Origin of the sequence: Streptomyces sp. Act143, assembly GCF_003143935.1 — a bacterium.
Lineage (GTDB): Bacteria > Actinomycetota > Actinomycetes > Streptomycetales > Streptomycetaceae > Streptomyces.
The window spans coordinates 2,928,133-2,945,163 of record NZ_QFRX01000001.1 but is presented as its reverse complement, the minus strand read 5'-3'; the positions used below and the strand labels follow the sequence as shown (position 1 = coordinate 2,945,163).

Here is a 17,031-nt window from a genome sequence, read left to right as displayed (position 1 = left end):
GTTGTGGACTGCATATTGATTCAATCAATGTTGACAGAAAAATAGTCAATCATGGACAGTCGAATCAAGTCCAGGGAGGAAAACATGTCCGTCAACAGGGCCGCAGCCACCCTCGTCGACGTACCGCGAGGGCTCGCGGGCGTCGTCGTCACCGACACCCGGATCGGTGATGTGCGGGGGATCGAGGGCTTCTACCACTACCGCCAGTACTCCGCCGTCGAACTCGCGCAGACCCGCAGCTTCGAGGACGTCTGGCACCTTCTGGTCCACGGTGACCTGCCGGACGCCGAAGGCGGCGCGGCCTTCGCCGCCGCGACCGCGGCACTGCGCCGGCTGCCGGAAGGGGTGCGGGCCGCGCTGCCCGCCATCGCTGCGGCGGGAGCGGCCTCGGGGGGCCCGCTCGCCGCGCTGCGCACGGCGCTGTCGCTGCTGGGTGCCGCGCGGGGCTTCCGTCCGGTCTACGACATCGGCGCGGACGAACGCCGCAAGGACGCGATCGCGGCGACGGCCGCCGTACCCACGCTGCTGACGGCACTGCATCGGCTGGGGAGAGGGCTGGAGCCGGTCGAGCCGCGTGAGGACCTGTCGTACGCGGCCAACTACCTGTACATGTTGACCGGTTCGGAACCGGAGCCGCGACGGGCGCGGGCGATCGAGCAGTACTTGATCTCAACCGTTGATCACGGATTCAATGCATCAACCTTCACGGCACGCGTCATCACATCAACAGGTGCGGATGTCGCGGCCTGCCTGGTGGGCGCCGTGGGAGCGCTGTCGGGGCCGCTGCACGGGGGTGCGCCCAGCCGAGCGCTGGACACGCTGGACGCGATCGGAACGCCCGACCGTATCGATCCCTGGATCCGTGAACGCGTCCTCGCGGGCGAGCGGATCATGGGCTTCGGCCACGCGATCTACCGGACCGAGGACCCGCGCTCCCGGATGCTGCGCGAGATCGCCCAGGGGTTCGGCGGTCCACGCGTCGCTTTCGCGGTGGAGGTGGAGCGGCAGGTGGAGGCGATCCTGGCCGAGCTGAAGCCCGGCCGTGAACTCCACACCAACGTCGAGTTCTACGCCGGCGTGGTCATGGAACTGTGCGGTCTCCCGCGCGAGATGTTCACGCCGACGTTCGCGGCGGGGCGGGTGGTGGGGTGGAGCGCCAACATCCTGGAACAGGCGGAGGATTCGAAGATCATCCGGCCGGTGGCGCGGTATGTGGGACCGGGGGCGCCGGTGGCGGTGCCGCTCTCGGCCTGATGCCTGGAACCGGCATACGAAGGGCTCGGCGCCAGGCGGTGCCGAGCCCGTGATGGGCCTGAGTGCGAGGTCAGGCGTCGGGGATGTCCTTCTTGGCTTCGATCAGGGTCTCGCGTGTGATGACGACGATGCGCTCGTAGTCCGCCCGCGAGGCGTCCTCAGGCAACTCGGGTTCGAGATCTGCGGTTGCCTCGGTGCCGATGACGGCGAAATTGCCGTCGCTGAGCTCGAAGATGTCGGGACAGCTCTGTCCGCTCATGCTTGGTGATGACTTGCGTGATTGGGGCGGTACGCCGAGGCGCCGTTGGATCTTCACGATGTGCAGGTCTCCCAACCTCACTGGTGTGTGCGCAGGCAAGGCGTCGGCAGTCGGTCGTTCCCCGTCGACCTCACGGGAAGACATTCGCAGACTGCTGGAAACAGCAGGGATATCGGGCTTTGCGTGGGTCAGGGTTTCGCGGGTGATCGTGACGATGAGGTCGCCCTCGCCCAGAGAGGTGTCGGCCGGGAGTTGGGCGTGCAGCCTTTTTGTGGCCTCGGTGCCGATGACGGCGAAGTTCCCGTCGGCCAGCTCGAAGATATCCGGGCAATTCTGCCCCGATGCGCTTCCCCGAGCCGTTGGAGCCGTGCCGAGCCGACGGATGATCTGACTCACTGTTCAAGTTCCCCTTGATCTCAAGGCCTGTACGCCTGCGCGCTGTCGCTGCGCGGTGCGATGCGGCCCTGTGGGGCAGCTACCTCGACGACCGAGCGGCATGGAGCGACGGTTCAATGGGGGTCGACCCCTGAACGCGATCGCGGAGCAGTCAACCCTGTTGCCATGAGGGGAAACGCTCGAATTTGCCACTTCGTTATCGCCCGACAGTGTGACGCCGGAGAGCGGAGCGAGCCGGAGCTCAGTCTGCGGCCGGTGGCTCTCCTATCACCCACCACTCGTCGCTGTCCGCCTCCTCCAGTTGGCGCAGGAGACCGTCGACCATTCGTCCGAGTTCCGCCTCGTCCGAGGTGTCGATCAATGTGGCCCGATGGGGGCGGGTGGCATACCAGTACTCTCTGAAGATTGGATTCTGCAGGATTCCTCGGGCAAATCCGTAGAATTCCTCGCGAGTGATGTTGCCGATGCGGTAGTAGCAGAGCGCATTGGTGTAAAGGGCATTGGCGAACAGGAACTGGCGCTGCTTCCCCGGGGGCACGGTCTCCTCGTAGGTGTCCAGCACCTCGGCGAGCTCCGGATCGTCCATCGCCTTGCTCAGGAGGTCCAGGTGCAGCCGCTGCTGCTGCGCGATGTTGGCAAGGCTCTGGTTTCGTTCCGTCTCTTCCAAGTGCTCGATGCGGGCGCGCAGTGAGCCGAGGGCCTGCCGCTGGGTGGCCAGGGTGGTCAGCACTCCCGTCACTATTCCCGTGCCGACCGCGGCGACCGCGGCGACCGCGCTCAACCCCCGAACTCCACGCTTCTGTGTGGCCATGTCAACCCCCGAGTCAGGCGGCCGTCCGCCGGTCGTCGGGGTGCGGGTCGACTCTGGGGACCGGCGAGCGGAGGGCGGCGCTTGCCGTCTCCCAGGGTGCCGAGCGGCTCTGGTCGGCAGGGAGGCGGAGAGGAGGCGCACGGAGGGAAGCGAGGGTCGCACGAACCGGCGCCATGCCCAACGTCTGCCCCGCAAGTGCTGCTAACAATCGTTCACTTCGCGGTGATTCTTCCGGCTCGTATCCTGGTCCGGCATTCAAACCTCGTACGCGCGCCGGAACCGCGATCCGGTGCGCGCACCAGCGCGAAAGAGGTCGTACGTTGCGTCAGCCGAGCCCCGGCCATCGGCAGATCCCGGTCGTCGTTCTCGCCGGATTCCTGGGTTCCGGCAAGACCACCCTCCTCAACCACCTCCTCCACCGCAGCGGCGGCAGCCGTATCGGCGCCATCGTCAACGACTTCGGCGCCATCGAGATCGACGCCATGGCCGTCGCCGGAGCCCTGGGCGACTCGACCGTCTCCCTCGGCAACGGCTGTCTGTGCTGTGCCGTCGACGCCAGTGAGCTCGACGGCTACCTGGAGCGGCTCGCGCGGCCCGACGCCGGCATGGACGTCATCGTCATCGAGGCCAGCGGGCTCGCCGAACCCCAGGAGCTCGTGCGCATGGTGCTCGCCAGCGAGCATCCCGGCATCGTCTACGGCGGCCTCGTCGAAGTCGTCGACGCCGCCGAGTTCGACGACACGCGCGTGAAGCACCCGGAGATCGACCGGCATCTCGCCCTCGCCGACCTCGTCGTCGTCAACAAGCTCGACCGGACCGCCGACGGCGAGCGGGTCCTCGGCCTCGTCCACGACATCGCCGACCGTGCCGCCGTCGTCGTACCGGCCACCTACGGCCGTATCGACCCGGAATTCCTCTTCGACTGCCGGCCCGGCGAGGAACGCATCGGGCAGCTGTCCTTCGACGACCTGCACGACCACGACGCCGGCACCCCTGAGCACGCTGGCCATCTGCACACGGCCTACGACAGCCTCTCCTTCGCCTCCGAAGTACCCCTCGACCCACGCCGGTTGATGCAGTTCCTCGACAGCCGGCCCGGGGGGCTGTACCGGATCAAGGGGTACGTCGACTTCGGCGCGTACGACGTCCGCAACCGGTATGCCGTGCACGCCGTCGGCCGGTTCCTGCGCTTCTACCCCGAGCCATGGGCGGTCGCTCCCCGGCTCACCCAGCTCGTCCTCATCGGCTCCGGCATCGACGCCCACGCCCTCGGCAAGGAGCTGGAGGCGTGCAAGAGCGACGCCCCGCACACCGCCGACGAGCACGGTATGTGGGGCGTCCTGCGCTACGTCCAGGGCTCGGAGGACGAAATCCCCGAGCCCTTCGACGAGGCCTAGACCGGCCCCGCCACCACCGAAACCGTCTTCGCCAGCGACACACCCGAACCGTCCCGGCGCGGGTCGATCTCCGGCAGGTCGGCCGGGGTGCCGTTCTTCTGGGCCGCCTTCGCGGGGACGGCACCCGCCCAGGCGAAGGACAGGCAGTCCTCGCCCTTCAGGAAGCGCTGGCAGCGGACACCGCCGGTCGCCCGTCCCTTGCGCGGGTACTGGTCGAACGGGGTCAGCTTGGCCGTCGTCTGGACGGAGTCGTCCAGCGTGCCGCGCGAGCCCGCGACCGTGAACACGACCGCGTCGGACGCCGGGTCCACCGCCGTGAAGGAGATGACCTTCGCGCCGTCCGCGAGCTTGATGCCCGCCATGCCGCCCGCCGGACGGCCCTGCGGACGGACCTGAGCGGCCTGGTAGCGGAGCAGCTGCGCGTCGTCCGTGATGAAGACCAGGTCCTCCTCGCCCGTGCGCAGCTCGACCGCGCCGACGATCCGGTCGCCGTCCTTGAGCGTGATGACCTCCAACTCCTCCTTGTTCGTCGGATAGTCGGGGACGACACGCTTCACGACGCCCTGCTCCGTGCCGAGCGCCAGGCCCGGCGACGACTCGTCGAGGGTGATCAGGCAGATCACCGTCTCGCCGTCGGTCAACGACACGAACTCCGACAGCGGAGCCCCTCCGGAGAGGTTCGGGGCCGACGCCGTATCCGGCAGCTGCGGCAGGTCGACGACGTTGATCCGCAGCAGGCGGCCCTCCGACGTCACCGCGCCGATCTCGCCGCGCGCGGTGGCCGGGACCGCCGAGACGATCACGTCGTGCTTGACGCGCTTGCCGTCGCTGTCCGCCGGGAACGGCTCGCCGTTGGCCGTACGCGCGAGCAGGCCCGTCGAGGACAGCAGCACCCGGCACGGGTCGTCCGCCACCTGCAACGGCACCGCGGTCGCGGGGGCGCCCGCCGACTCCAGCAGGACCGTACGCCGGTCGGTGCCGAACTTCTTGGCCACCGCGGCCAGTTCGGCGGAGACCAGCTTGCGCAGCTCCGAGTCCGACTCGAGGATCGCGGTCAGTTCCTCGATCTCCGCGTTGAGCCGGTCCTTCTCGGACTCCAGCTCGATGCGGTCGTACTTGGTGAGGCGGCGCAGCGGCGTGTCCAGGATGTACTGCGTCTGGATCTCCGACAGCGAGAAGCGCTCCATCAGGCGCTCCTTCGCCTGCGCGGAGTTCTCGCTCTGCCGGATGAGGCGGATGACCTCGTCGATGTCGAGCAGCGCCGTCAGCAGGCCCTCGACCAGGTGGAGGCGGTCGCGGCGCTTGGTGCGGCGGAACTCGCTGCGGCGGCGGACGACCTCGAAGCGGTGGTCGAGGTAGACCTCCAGGAGCTCCTTCAGCCCCAGCGTCAGCGGCTGACCGTCGACCAGCGCGACGTTGTTGATGCCGAAGGACTCCTCCATCGGTGTCAGCTTGTACAGCTGCTCCAGGACCGCCTCCGGCACGAAGCCGTTCTTGATCTCGATGACCAGGCGCAGGCCGTGCGCCCGGTCGGTCAGGTCCTTGACGTCGGCGATGCCCTGGATCTTCTTGGAGCCGACCAGATCCTTGATCTTGGCGATGACCTTCTCGGGGCCGACCGTGAAAGGCAGCTCGGTGATGACCAGACCCTTGCGGCGGGCCGTCACGGTCTCCACCGACACCGTGGCACGGATCTTGAACGTGCCGCGGCCCGTCTCGTACGCGTCCCGGATGCCGGAGAGGCCGACGATCCGGCCGCCGGTGGGCAGGTCGGGGCCCGGGACGTACTTCATCAGGGCGTCCAGATCCGCGTTGGGGTAGCGGATCAGGTGGCGGGCGGCCGCGATGACCTCGGAGAGGTTGTGCGGCGGCATGTTCGTGGCCATGCCGACCGCGATGCCCGACGAGCCGTTCACCAGCAGGTTCGGGAACGCGGCGGGCAGCGCCACCGGCTCCTGCTCCTGCCCGTCGTAGTTGGGCGTGAAGTCGACCGTGTCCTCGTCGATCGACTCGGTCATCAGGCTCGTCGCCTGCGCCTGCCGGCACTCGGTGTACCGCATGGCGGCCGGCGGGTCGTCGTTGCCCAGCGAGCCGAAGTTGCCGTGGCCGTCGACCAGGGGGACGCGCATGGAGAAGGGCTGGGCCATGCGCACCAACGCGTCGTAGATCGACGCGTCGCCGTGGGGGTGCAACTTACCCATCACTTCGCCGACGACGCGCGCGCACTTCACATAGCCGCGGTCGGGGCGCAGGCCCATCTCGTTCATCTGGTAGACGATGCGCCGGTGCACCGGCTTGAGGCCGTCGCGGGCGTCGGGCAGGGCTCGGGAGTAGATGACCGAGTACGCGTACTCGAGGAAGGAGCCCTGCATCTCGTCGACGACGTCGATGTCGAGGATCTTCTCCTCGTACGAGTCGTCGGGCGGCGGGGTCTTCGTGCTGCGGCGGGCCATCGCTGCCGGCTCCTCTTTTCTGGTCGCTCGCCTACGGGTCGCTCGCGCCCCTTCGGCTCACTCTTGCTCAAGCGTGAACAGGTCTGACGCGGACCATTGTGGACCCCGGCACTGACAACGCGGACGACGACCCGACGTCAGCTCTCCCGCCCGGTGTTCACCCGCGCCGCACGGCGGCCCGTCCCGCAGGCTACGGGATCTCGCTGTCGGCGTACGACCACCGGGAACTCCACCGGTGCTCCGCACGCTTGCATACAGTGGCAGGACCGGCAGAAAAACGCGGTTACGGCAACCGCACCGCGATCGAAGGGACGTACATGCCCATGGGTCACACGGCCACAGACCAGGCAGGCACCGGGGGCCTGACAGCGACCGAGCACCGCCTGGCCAACGGGCTGCGCGTGGTGCTCTCCGAGGACCACCTGACCCCGGTCGCGGCGGTGTGCCTCTGGTACGACGTCGGCTCGCGCCACGAGGTCAAGGGACGCACCGGTCTGGCTCACCTCTTCGAGCACCTGATGTTCCAGGGCTCCGGCCAGGTCAAGGGCAACGGCCACTTCGAGCTCGTGCAGGGCGCGGGCGGCTCGCTCAACGGCACCACCAGCTTCGAGCGGACCAACTACTTCGAGACCATGCCCGCCCATCAGCTGGAGCTCGCCCTCTGGCTGGAGGCCGACCGCATGGGCTCCCTGCTCGCCGCCCTCGACGAGGAGTCGATGGAGAACCAGCGGGACGTGGTGAAGAACGAGCGCCGCCAGCGCTACGACAACGTTCCCTACGGCACGGCGTTCGAGAAGCTGACCGCCCTCGCCTACCCGGAGGGCCACCCCTACCACCACACCCCGATCGGCTCGATGGCCGACCTGGACGCGGCCACCCTGGAGGACGCGCGCGCGTTCTTCCGGACGTACTACGCGCCCAACAACGCGGTCCTGTCGATCGTCGGCGACATCGACCCCGAGCAGACACTCGCCTGGGTGGAGAAGTACTTCGGCTCCATCGCCTCCCACGACGGCAAGCCCGCCCCGCGCGACGGCTCGCTGCCCGAGATCATCGGCGAGCAGCTGCGCGAGGTCGTCGAGGAGGAGGTGCCCGCGCGCGCGTTGATGGCCGCCTACCGGCTGCCCCACGACGGCACCCGCGAGGCCGACGCGGCCGACCTGGCCCTCACCGTCCTCGGCGGCGGCGAGTCCTCCCGCCTCTACAACCGGCTGGTGCGCCGCGACCGTACGGCCGTCGCCGCCGGATTCGGCTTGCTGCGGCTGGCCGGAGCGCCCTCCCTGGGGTGGCTGGACGTGAAGACCTCCGGTGACGTCGAGGTACCGGTCATCGAGGCCGCGATCGACGAGGAGCTCGCCCGGTTCGCCGAGGAGGGCCCCACGGCCGAGGAAATGGAGCGCGCCCAGGCCCAGTTGGAGCGCGAGTGGCTGGACCGGCTCGGTACCGTCGCGGGCCGCGCCGACGAACTGTGCCGCTACGCCGTCCTGTTCGGCGACCCGCAGCTCGCCCTCACCGCCGTCAACCGCGTCCTGGAGGTGACCGCCGAGGAGGTCCAGGCCGTCGCCAAGGCCCGCCTGCGCCCCGACAACCGCGCGGTGCTCGTCTACGAACCCGTCGCGGGAGAGCCCGCCGAGGACGCGGACCCGCCCGAGGACCCCGAGGCCGAAGCCACCGTCGAAGCCGGCGACAAGAACGAGGAGGCGGCCAAGTGACCGAGCTCGCCACGATGGAATTCCACCCCCAGCCCCAGGCCGGCGAGGCCAGGCCCTGGGCCTTCCCGGCGCCCACGCGCGGGACGCTCGACAACGGCCTCACCGTGCTGCGCTGCCACCGCCCCGGCCAGCAGGTCGTCGCCGTCGAGGTCCTCCTCGACGCCCCCCTGGACGCCGAACCGGCGGGCCTGGACGGCGTCGCCACGATCATGGCGCGCGCGTTCTCCGAGGGCACCGACAAGCACTCCGCCGAGGAGTTCGCCGCCGAGCTGGAGCGCTGCGGCGCCACCCTCGACGCGCACGCCGACCACCCCGGCGTCCGCCTGAGCCTCGAAGTGCCCGTCTCCCGCCTGCCCAAGGCGCTCGGGCTGCTCGCCGACGCCCTCAGGGCCCCCGCGTTCGCGGACGACGAGGTGGAGCGCCTCGTCACCAACCGCCTCGACGAGATCCCGCACGAGCTGGCCAACCCCTCGCGCCGGGCCGCCAAGGAGCTCTCCCGGACCCTGTTCCCGGCGGACCTGCGCATGTCGCGGCCCCGCCAGGGCACCGAGGAGACCGTCCGGAACATCGACTCGGCCGCCGTACGCGCCTTCTACGAGAAGCACGTCCGTCCCGCCACCGGCACCGTCGTGGTCGTCGGCGACCTCACGGACGTCGACCTGGACGCGCTGCTCGGCGACACGCTCGGCTCCTGGACGGGCTCCGCGGCCGAGCCGCGCCCGGTGCCGGCCATCAGCGCGGACGACACCGGCCGGGTCGTCATCGTGGACCGCCCCGGCGCCGTCCAGACGCAGCTGCTGATCGGCCGTATCGGCGCCGACCGGCACGACCGCGTGTGGCCCGCGCAGGTGCTCGGCACGTACTGCCTCGGCGGCACCCTCACCTCCCGCCTGGACCGCGTCCTGCGCGAGGAGAAGGGCTACACCTACGGCGTCCGGTCCTTCGGCCAGGTGCTGCGCTCCGCCCCGGACGGCACCGGTGCCGCGATGCTCGCCATCAGCGGCTCCGTCGACACCCCCAACACCGGGCCCGCCCTGGACGACCTGTGGACGGTGCTGCGCACCCTCGCCGCGGAGGGGCTGACCGACGCCGAGCGCGACGTCGCCGTGCAGAACCTCGTCGGCGTGGCCCCGCTGAAGTACGAGACCGCGGCGGCCGTGGCGAGCACGCTGGCCGACCAGGTCGAGCAGCACCTGCCCGACGACTACCAGGCGACTCTGTACCGGCAGCTCGCCGCGACCGGCACCGTCGAGGCCACCGCGGCGGCCGTCAACGCCTTCCCGGTGGACCGTCTGGTGACGATCCTGGTCGGCGACGCGGCGGCCATCAAGGAGCCGGTGGAGGCCCTCGGCATCGGTGAAGTGACCTTGGTGTCGGCCGAGTAGAGCACGCACGCGTGGAGGGGCCCTGGTGACTGAAGCGTCACTAGGGCCCCTTAATGTCCGAATAGTGCATGAATTGAAGGTTGGTTGCCTGTTTGCCCTGTGGGATGCGCTACAAACTGCCTGATCCGTTTGAGGATTGAAAGCGGCCCCGCTTAGCGTCATCCGGGCTGTTCGTCAGGCAGTGCGCCGCGCCCGCGGCACCGGACAGCCATCGCCGAGTCCCCGTACGGCGCGAGCCAGGGGAGCCGGGGACCCATGCAGTCCCTGGGGTGAATCGGACGCCCGCGCGTGAGCGAGGGGGTCCGTAGGAGACCTTCCTGCTCCGAACCCGTCAGCTAACCCGGTAGGCGAGAGGGAAGGAAAGGACCAGCCACTCCATGGCGTTCACGCGCCCCACCGGGAAGCATCGCGCCCCGAGCCGGATGAAGCGCGGCACCGCCCGCGCGGCGGGTGTCGCGGCCCTCGCGACCACCGGCGTCATCGGCACCCTGGCCGCCCCGGCCCTCGCCGCGGAGCCCGCGGTCGAGCAGACCGGCATCGTCCCGGTCATCACCATCGGCGACTCGGTCGCCGCCCAGATCGACGCCCAGGCGGAGGCCCAGGAGCAGGCCGCCGAGAAGGCCGCTCAGGAGAAGGCCGAGGAGCTGGCGCGCAAGAAGGCCGCCGCCAAGGCCAAGAAGGAGCGCGAGGCCAAGGAGCGCGCCGCCCGCGCCGCCGCCGAGCGCAAGCGCCTCAACACCTACGTCGCCCCGATCACCGGCTCGTACATCTCCACCGGCTACAAGGCCGGCGGCGCCGTCTGGTCCTCCGGCAGCCACACCGGCGTCGACTTCCACGCCGCCAGCGGCACCTCCGTCCACGCGGTCGGCTCCGGCACCGTCGTGGAGGCCGGCTGGGGCGGGTCGTACGGCAACAACATCGTGATCAAGATGAACGACGGCACGTACACCCAGTACGGCCACCTGTCGTCCATCGGTGTCTCGGTCGGCCAGACGGTCACCCCGGGCCAGCAGATCGGCCTGTCCGGCGCGACCGGCAACGTCACCGGCCCGCACCTGCACTTCGAGGCCCGGACGACCCCCGACTACGGCTCGGACATCGACCCCGTCGCCTATCTGCGCTCGCACGGCGTGAACGTCTGACGACGGATCGCCAGATCTTCTGGAACCCCGGCTCACCGAGCCGGGGTTTCACCGTTTTCACCACCCCGCTGTCCAAAAAATATCCATGGATTCCGGCCCGCCATCGGAAATTCCCGTTCCTTGCCATAGAGTCACTGAACACACGTCAATCGTCGACGTTTCACGGGGATTAAAGCGGAGGTCGGTCATGCGTATTCCGGCGCACTCGGTATGCACCGCTATCAGGGACGACATCGTCTCCGGTGTCCACGAGCGCGGCAGCCGGCTCACCGAGGAACTGCTCGCCCGCCGCTACGGCGTCTCCCGCGTCCCCGTCCGCGAGGCCCTGCGCACCCTGGAGGCCGAGGGCTTCGTGGTGACCCGGCGGCACGCGGGCGCGTGCGTCGCCGAACCGACCGAGCAGGAGGCCGCCGACCTGCTGGAGATGCGCATGCTCCTGGAGCCGCTCGGCGCCTCCCGGGCCGCCCAGCGCCGCACCGAGGCGCACCTGAAGGTCCTGCGCGGCCTGGTCAGGCTGGGGCAGGAGCGGGCCAGGCGGGGCAACAGCGAGGATCTGCGGTCCCTGGGCGGCTGGTTCCACGAGACGCTCGCCCAGGCCTCCGGCAGCCCCGCGCTCACCTCGATGCTGACCCAGCTGCGCCACAAGATCGCCTGGATGTACGCCGTGGACGCGCCCGCCAATCCCGTGGAGTCCTGGGCCGAGCACGGCGCGATCGTCGACGCGGTGGCGCGCGGGGACGGGGAACGCGCGCGGGCGCTCACCGCGCTGCACACCGAGCGCTCGACAGCCGCCCACCGGCTCCGGTTCCGTGGCGCGGGAGATCGGCCGGACCGTGTGAGGAACTCGCAACATCCCGTAAACATGCCGAGCCTGCGGCATTAACACGAGGGCCGTATACAAAGAGGAAGTAATTCGCGGGGGATATTTTCCGCTGCCCGCGAGCAGGAAATGAAAAGGGCCCGCCCGATAAATCCGGACGAGCCCTTCAGTGGTGCCGTGGTGCAGCCGGCACCGATAAATCAGACGGTCTCGGGAAGCTCCTCGAGCCCCTCGGAGACCAGCTTCGCCAGACGGTCGAGGGCGGCGTCCGCGCCCTCGGCGTCCGACGCGAGGACGATCTCCTCGCCGCCCTGGGCACCGAGACCCAGGACCGCCAGCATGGAGGCCGCGTTGACGGGGTTGCCGTCGGCCTTGGCGATCGTCACGGGGATACCGGAGGCCGTGGCGGCCCGGACGAAGATGGAAGCGGGGCGGGCGTGGAGGCCCTCGGCCCAGCCGACGTTGACGCGGCGCTCAGCCATGTGATGCTGCCCTTCGGTGTTCAGGGTTGTCTAGACCAGTTTCCCACACGTGAAGTGTCTCCGGAGCGGGTCGTACGTCCCGCCCGGGGTGAGTCGTCGGACCGCGGCCTCGGTCCGGCTTCCGTCCTGTTGCGATCCTCTTGCGCTCTCCACAGACTGCCTCGCGCCGTTGTCGTACGCGAGCCGTACTCTGGGGCCCATGCAGACCTCGTCGGACCGGCACGAGTACCCCGCCCACTGGGAGGCCGACGTGGTGCTGCGCGACGGCGGCACCGCGCGCATCCGCCCCATCACCGTTGATGACGCCGATCGCCTGGTCAGCTTCTACGAGCAGGTCTCGGACGAGTCGAAGTACTACCGCTTCTTCGCGCCCTACCCTCGCCTGTCCGCCAAGGACGTCCACCGCTTCACGCACCACGACTTTGTGGACCGGGTGGGTCTCGCCGCCACGGTCGGCGGCGAGTTCATCGCCACCGTACGCTACGACCGCATCGGCGCCGACGGAATGCCCGCGTCCGCACCCTCCGACGAGGCAGAGGTCGCCTTCCTCGTCCAGGACGCCCACCAGGGCCGGGGCGTCGCCTCCGCCCTCCTCGAACACATCGGCGCCGTCGCCCGCGAGCGCGGCATCCGGCGCTTCGCCGCCGAGGTGCTGCCCGCCAACAACAAGATGATCAAGGTGTTCACCGACGCCGGGTACACCCAGAAGCGCAGCTTCGAGGACGGCGTCGTCCGCCTGGAGTTCGACCTCGAACCCACCGACCGCTCGATGGCCGTGCAGTACGCGCGCGAGCAGCGCGCCGAGGGACGGTCCGTGGAGCGGCTGCTCAAGCCCGGCTCCGTCGCCGTCGTCGGCGTCGGCCGCACCCCCGGCGGCGTGGGCCGCAGCATCCTCGACAACATCAAGGACGCCGGTTTCACCGGCCGCCTGTACGCCGTGAACAAGGCCTTCACCGACAAGGACCTCGACGGCGTCCCCGCGTACCGATCCGTGCGCGACATCGAGGGACCCGTCGACCTCGCGGTCGTCGCCGTCCCCGCCGAGCACGTCCCCCAGGTCGTCACCGAGTGCGGCGAACACGGCGTGCAGGGACTCGTCGTGATCTCCGCCGGATACGCCGAGAGCGGCCCCGACGGACGCGAGCGCCAGCGCGAACTCGTCCGGCACGCGCGCGCGTACGGCATGCGGATCATCGGCCCCAACGCCTTCGGCGTCATCAACACCTCCCCGAAGATCCGGCTCAACGCCTCCCTCGCCAACGAGACCCCCCGCCCCGGCCGCATCGGCCTGTTCGCCCAGTCCGGTGCCATCGGCATCGCCCTGCTCTCCCGCCTGCACCGCCGCGGCGGCGGCGTCACCGGGGTCACCGGGGTGTCCACCTTCGTCTCCTCCGGCAACCGCGCGGACGTCTCCGGCAACGACGTCCTCCAGTACTGGTACGACGACCCGGACACCGACGTCGTCCTCATGTACCTGGAGTCCATCGGCAACCCCCGCAAGTTCACCCGCCTCGCCCGCCGCACGGCCGCGGCGAAGCCGCTCGTCGTCGTCCAGGGCGCCGGTTCCGCCCCGCAGGGACACGCCGTACGGGCCACCCGGCTGCCGCACGCGACCGTGTCCGCGCTGCTCCGGCAGGCCGGCGTGATCCGCGTGAACACCATCACCGAGCTGGTCGACACGGGCCTGCTGCTCGCCCGCCAGCCCCTGCCGCGCGGCCCGCGCGTGGCGATCCTCGGCAACTCCGAGTCGCTCGGACTGCTCACCTACGACGCCTGCCTCTCCGAGGGCCTCAGGCCCCTGCCCCCGCTGGACCTGACGACGGCGGCCTCCGCGCGGGACTTCCACGCCGCGCTCTCGCGCGCGCTGGCGGACGACACCTGCGACGCCGTCGTCGTCACCGCCATCCCGGCGGTGGGGGAGGGTGCCGCCGGTGACGCCGCCCTCGCGGAGGCGCTGCGCTCGGCGGCCGGACGGGTGCCCGGCAAGCCCGTCCTCGTCGTCCACGTCGAACTGGGCGGCCTCGCGGAGGCCCTGTCGGCCGCCACCAGCACCGCACCGCAGGCCGCGACCCCGAGCGCCTCCCATCCCTTCCGCGCCCTGGACCGCCTCGCCGCCAAGGCCCCCGAGGAGGACTCCGGCGCCGGCTCCCGCCTCATCCCCGCCTACCCCGCGGCCGAACGCGCGGTTCGCGCCCTCGGCGAAGCCGTGAAGTACGCCCAGTGGCGCCGCGAGGCCGCCGACCCCGGCAAGGTGCCCGAGTCCATCGACGCGGCCATCGACGAGAAGGGCGCCGCCCAGCTGATCGACGGCCTCCTCACGCGCGGGCAGGGCCTCACGCTCGGCCCCGACGCGACCTGCGACCTCCTCGGCAAGTACGGCGTCCCCGTCCACCGCGCCCTGCCCGCGCCCACCCCCGACGACGCGGCCGCCGCCGCGCGCACCCTCGGCTACCCCGTCGCCCTCAAGGCCACCGCCCCGCACCTGCGCCACCGCGCCGACCTGGGGGGCGTGCGCCTCGACCTCGCCGACGAGGACCAACTGCGCCGCGCGTACGCCGAGTTGACCGAGCTGTTCGGCTCGCCCGACGAGCTGCGGCCGGTCGTGCAGCGGATGGCGCCGCGCGGTGTGGACACCGTCGTACGGGCCGTCATCGACCCGGCGGCCGGCGCCGTGCTCTCCTTCGGGCTCGCCGGAGCCGCCTCCCAGCTGCTCGGCGACACCGCGCACCGGCTGATCCCGGTCACCGACCGGGAGGCGGCCAGCCTGGTCCGGTCCATCCGGACGGCGCCGCTCCTGTTCGGCTGGCGCGGCTCGGCACCGGTCGACACGGCCGCCCTCGAAGAACTGCTGCTCCGGGTGTCCCGTCTCGTCGACGATCACCCCGAGGTCGTCGCGGTCACCCTGGAGCCGGTCGTCGTCGCCCCGCACGGCCTGAGCGTCCTCGGCGCGTCGGTACGACTGGCTCCTCCGCCCGCCCGCGACGACCTGGGCCCACGGACGATGCCGGCGTACTGAGACCTGCGGGAGCGGTGCCTCGCAGTCGGTGCACCCCCGTAGGATGGACGTCATGGCCAAGACCAGTACGACGACCCAGGGGCTGCGCGCGGCAATCGAGCGCAGCGGCTACTACCCGGCCCTCGTGGCCGAGGCGGTGGAGGCCGCCGTGGGCGGCGAGCCCATCCGGTCGTACCTGGTCCACCAGGAGACGACGTTCGACCAGAACGAGGTCCGGCGGCACGTGACCGTGCTCGTCCTCACCGAGCACCGCTTCATCGTCAGCCACACCGACGAGCAGGCCGCCGACAACACGTCCCCGACGCCGTACGCCACCACCTCCACCGAGTCGGTCAAGCTCGGCCGGATCTCGTCGGTCGTGCTCAGCCGGGTGGTCGCCAACCCGGAGCAGTACCAGCCGGGCACCCTGCCCCGCGAGGTCGTCCTGACCATCGGCTGGGGCGCCGTCTCCCGCATCGACCTGGAGCCCGCCGCCTGCGGTGACCCCAACTGCGAGGCGGACCACGGCTACACGGGCAACTCGACGGCGGACGACCTCAGCCTGCGCGTCAGCGAGGCCGGCGACGGCCCGGAGACGGTGCGCCAGGCCCTCGCCTTCGCGCAGTCCCTCTCCGAGGCGACCGCGGACATCACCCGCTGATGGCGCAGCCCACCGCCTGGGACCCCCACCCGGAACCACTGGCCGTAGACTCCGCGCCCCTTCCCCAGTACGGCAGCGGCTCACTCGCCGACCTCCTGCCCACGCTGGCCGCGGGCATGGGGGTGCCCGGCACCACCGCGACGATCACCGAGCTGGCCCCCGCCGACCGGAACTGCGTGTTCCTGATCGACGGCCTCGGCTGGGAGCAGCTGCGGGCGCACCCCGAGGACGCGCCCTTCATGACCGCGCTCCTCGGCAGCTCCCGCGGCGGCACGGGACGGCCCCTGACCGCCGGCTACCCGGCCACCACCGCGACCTCCCTCGCTTCCGTGGGCACCGGTCTCCCGCCGGGTGCGCACGGCCTGCCCGGCTACACCGTGCGCAACCCCGACACCGGCGAGCTGATGAACCAGCTGCGCTGGCAGCCGTGGACGCAGCCGCGCGCGTGGCAGCCGTACCCCACGGTCTTCCAGCTCGCGCACGACGCCGGTGTGCACGCGGCCCAGGTGTCCTCGCCCACCTTCGAGAACACCCCGCTGACGAAGGTGGCGCTGAGCGGCGGCAAGTTCCTCGGCCGCCTGTCCGGCGAGGACCGCATGGATCTGGCCGCCGAGCAGCTGGCCGCCGCCGACCGGGCGCTGGTCTACACGTACTACGCCGAACTCGACGGCGCGGGCCACCGCTTCGGCGTCGACTCCGACACCTGGCGCGGCCAGCTCATGCACGTCGACCGCCTGGTCCAGCGACTGGCGGAGCAGCTCCCGCCGAACAGCGCGCTGTACATCACCGCCGACCACGGCATGGTCGACATCCCCTTCGACGAACAGCACCGCATCGACTTCGACGAGGACTGGGAGCTGCGGGCCGGAGTGGCCCTGCTGGGCGGCGAGGGCCGCGCGCGCCACGTCTACGCCGTCCCCGGCGCCGCGAACGACGTCCTGACCTGTTGGCGAGAGGTGCTCGGCGAGCAGTTCTGGGTGGCCTCCCGGGACGAGGCGATCGCCGCGGGCTGGTTCGGTCCCCACATCGACGAGCGGGTGTACCCGCGCCTCGGCGACGTGGTCGCGGCCGCGCGGGACGACGTCCTGATCATCGCGTCCGAGCGGGAGCCCAAGGAGTCGGCGATGGTCGGCAACCACGGTTCGATGACCCCGGCCGAGCAGCTCGTCCCGCTCCTCGAAGTACGCTCCTGAAGCCCTCCTGACCCCTCCTCGGCCGAAGCCTGCCGGACCCTGCCGATGCCTGCTGAGAACTGCCGAGAACT

At 70.6% G+C, this 17,031-nt stretch carries 13 protein-coding genes, 1 pseudogene and 1 riboswitch; of the genes and pseudogenes, 9 read left to right on the top strand and 5 right to left on the bottom strand.

Annotated elements, in window-relative coordinates; all coding sequences use genetic code 11:
* Positions 1-84: 84 nt before the first annotated feature.
* Positions 85-1,254 (top strand): citrate synthase/methylcitrate synthase, encoded by a 1,170-nt coding sequence (locus DI272_RS13125; protein WP_109495552.1) that lies wholly within the window; start codon positions 85-87, stop codon positions 1,252-1,254.
* A 70-nt stretch (positions 1,255-1,324) separates the two neighbouring features.
* Here DI272_RS13125 and DI272_RS13120 read toward each other — a convergent pair whose 3' ends face one another.
* The 3 genes and pseudogenes from DI272_RS13120 to DI272_RS13110 form a co-directional block, all read right to left on the bottom strand.
* The gene (locus DI272_RS13120) at positions 1,325-1,570 is read right to left on the bottom strand and encodes a hypothetical protein (protein ID WP_109500816.1); all 246 of its coding nucleotides are present in this window, start codon (positions 1,568-1,570) and stop codon (positions 1,325-1,327) included.
* 108 nt (positions 1,571-1,678) lie between these two features.
* A pseudogene (locus DI272_RS13115) lies at positions 1,679-1,909 on the bottom strand (hypothetical protein); the annotation flags it as partial.
* Between the two features lie 241 nt (positions 1,910-2,150).
* On the bottom strand, positions 2,151-2,720 hold the full coding sequence (locus DI272_RS13110; protein ID WP_109495551.1) for a DUF6082 family protein: 570 nt from the start codon (positions 2,718-2,720) through the stop codon (positions 2,151-2,153).
* Positions 2,721-3,040: 320 nt separating this feature from the next.
* Between DI272_RS13110 and DI272_RS13105 the strand changes: the two genes are divergently transcribed.
* Positions 3,041-4,117, top strand: coding sequence for a GTP-binding protein (locus DI272_RS13105; RefSeq protein WP_258314541.1), 1,077 nt, complete (start codon positions 3,041-3,043; stop codon positions 4,115-4,117).
* Here the strand turns inward: DI272_RS13105 and DI272_RS13100 are convergent.
* Positions 4,114-6,570 carry a DNA topoisomerase (ATP-hydrolyzing) subunit A gene (locus DI272_RS13100; RefSeq protein ID WP_109495549.1) on the bottom strand — a complete coding sequence of 819 codons (2,457 nt, stop codon included), beginning with the start codon at positions 6,568-6,570 and terminating at the stop codon, positions 4,114-4,116. The genes DI272_RS13105 and DI272_RS13100 overlap by 4 nt on opposite strands.
* Positions 6,571-6,887: 317 nt before the next feature.
* Between DI272_RS13100 and DI272_RS13095 the strand changes: the two genes are divergently transcribed.
* From DI272_RS13095 to DI272_RS13080, 4 genes are all read left to right on the top strand, one after another.
* Positions 6,888-8,282 carry a pitrilysin family protein gene (locus DI272_RS13095; protein ID WP_109495548.1) on the top strand — a complete coding sequence of 465 codons (1,395 nt, stop codon included), beginning with the start codon at positions 6,888-6,890 and terminating at the stop codon, positions 8,280-8,282.
* The gene (locus tag DI272_RS13090; protein ID WP_109495547.1) at positions 8,279-9,667 is read left to right on the top strand and encodes a pitrilysin family protein; all 1,389 of its coding nucleotides are present in this window, start codon (positions 8,279-8,281) and stop codon (positions 9,665-9,667) included. The genes DI272_RS13095 and DI272_RS13090 overlap by 4 nt, the downstream gene beginning before the upstream one ends.
* Before the next feature lie 202 nt (positions 9,668-9,869).
* A riboswitch (cyclic di-AMP (ydaO/yuaA leader) is annotated at positions 9,870-10,032 on the top strand.
* A gap of 12 nt (positions 10,033-10,044) precedes the next feature.
* Complete coding sequence (locus DI272_RS13085; protein WP_109495546.1) at positions 10,045-10,809, top strand: M23 family metallopeptidase; 765 nt, start codon at positions 10,045-10,047, stop codon at positions 10,807-10,809.
* 187 nt (positions 10,810-10,996) lie between these two features.
* On the top strand, positions 10,997-11,692 hold the full coding sequence (locus tag DI272_RS13080; RefSeq protein WP_109495545.1) for a GntR family transcriptional regulator: 696 nt from the start codon (positions 10,997-10,999) through the stop codon (positions 11,690-11,692).
* 137 nt (positions 11,693-11,829) lie between these two features.
* Here DI272_RS13080 and DI272_RS13075 read toward each other — a convergent pair whose 3' ends face one another.
* A complete protein-coding gene (locus tag DI272_RS13075) occupies positions 11,830-12,111 on the bottom strand; it encodes an HPr family phosphocarrier protein (RefSeq protein ID WP_079309245.1) in 282 nt (93 codons plus the stop codon).
* A gap of 199 nt (positions 12,112-12,310) precedes the next feature.
* Here DI272_RS13075 and DI272_RS13065 point away from each other — a divergent pair, with 199 nt between their 5' ends.
* The 3 genes from DI272_RS13065 to DI272_RS13055 are packed head-to-tail and all read left to right on the top strand — an operon-like array spanning position 12,311 to position 16,960.
* Positions 12,311-15,127 (top strand): bifunctional GNAT family N-acetyltransferase/acetate--CoA ligase family protein, encoded by a 2,817-nt coding sequence (locus DI272_RS13065; RefSeq protein ID WP_109495544.1) that lies wholly within the window; start codon positions 12,311-12,313, stop codon positions 15,125-15,127.
* A gap of 43 nt (positions 15,128-15,170) precedes the next feature.
* Positions 15,171-15,767: a DUF5998 family protein gene (locus DI272_RS13060; RefSeq protein ID WP_109495543.1), complete on the top strand. Its 597-nt coding sequence runs from the start codon at positions 15,171-15,173 to the stop codon at positions 15,765-15,767.
* Complete coding sequence (locus DI272_RS13055) at positions 15,767-16,960, top strand: alkaline phosphatase family protein (protein WP_109495542.1); 1,194 nt, start codon at positions 15,767-15,769, stop codon at positions 16,958-16,960. Before DI272_RS13060 ends, DI272_RS13055 begins: the two co-directional genes overlap by 1 nt.
* Positions 16,961-17,031 lie beyond the last annotated feature (71 nt).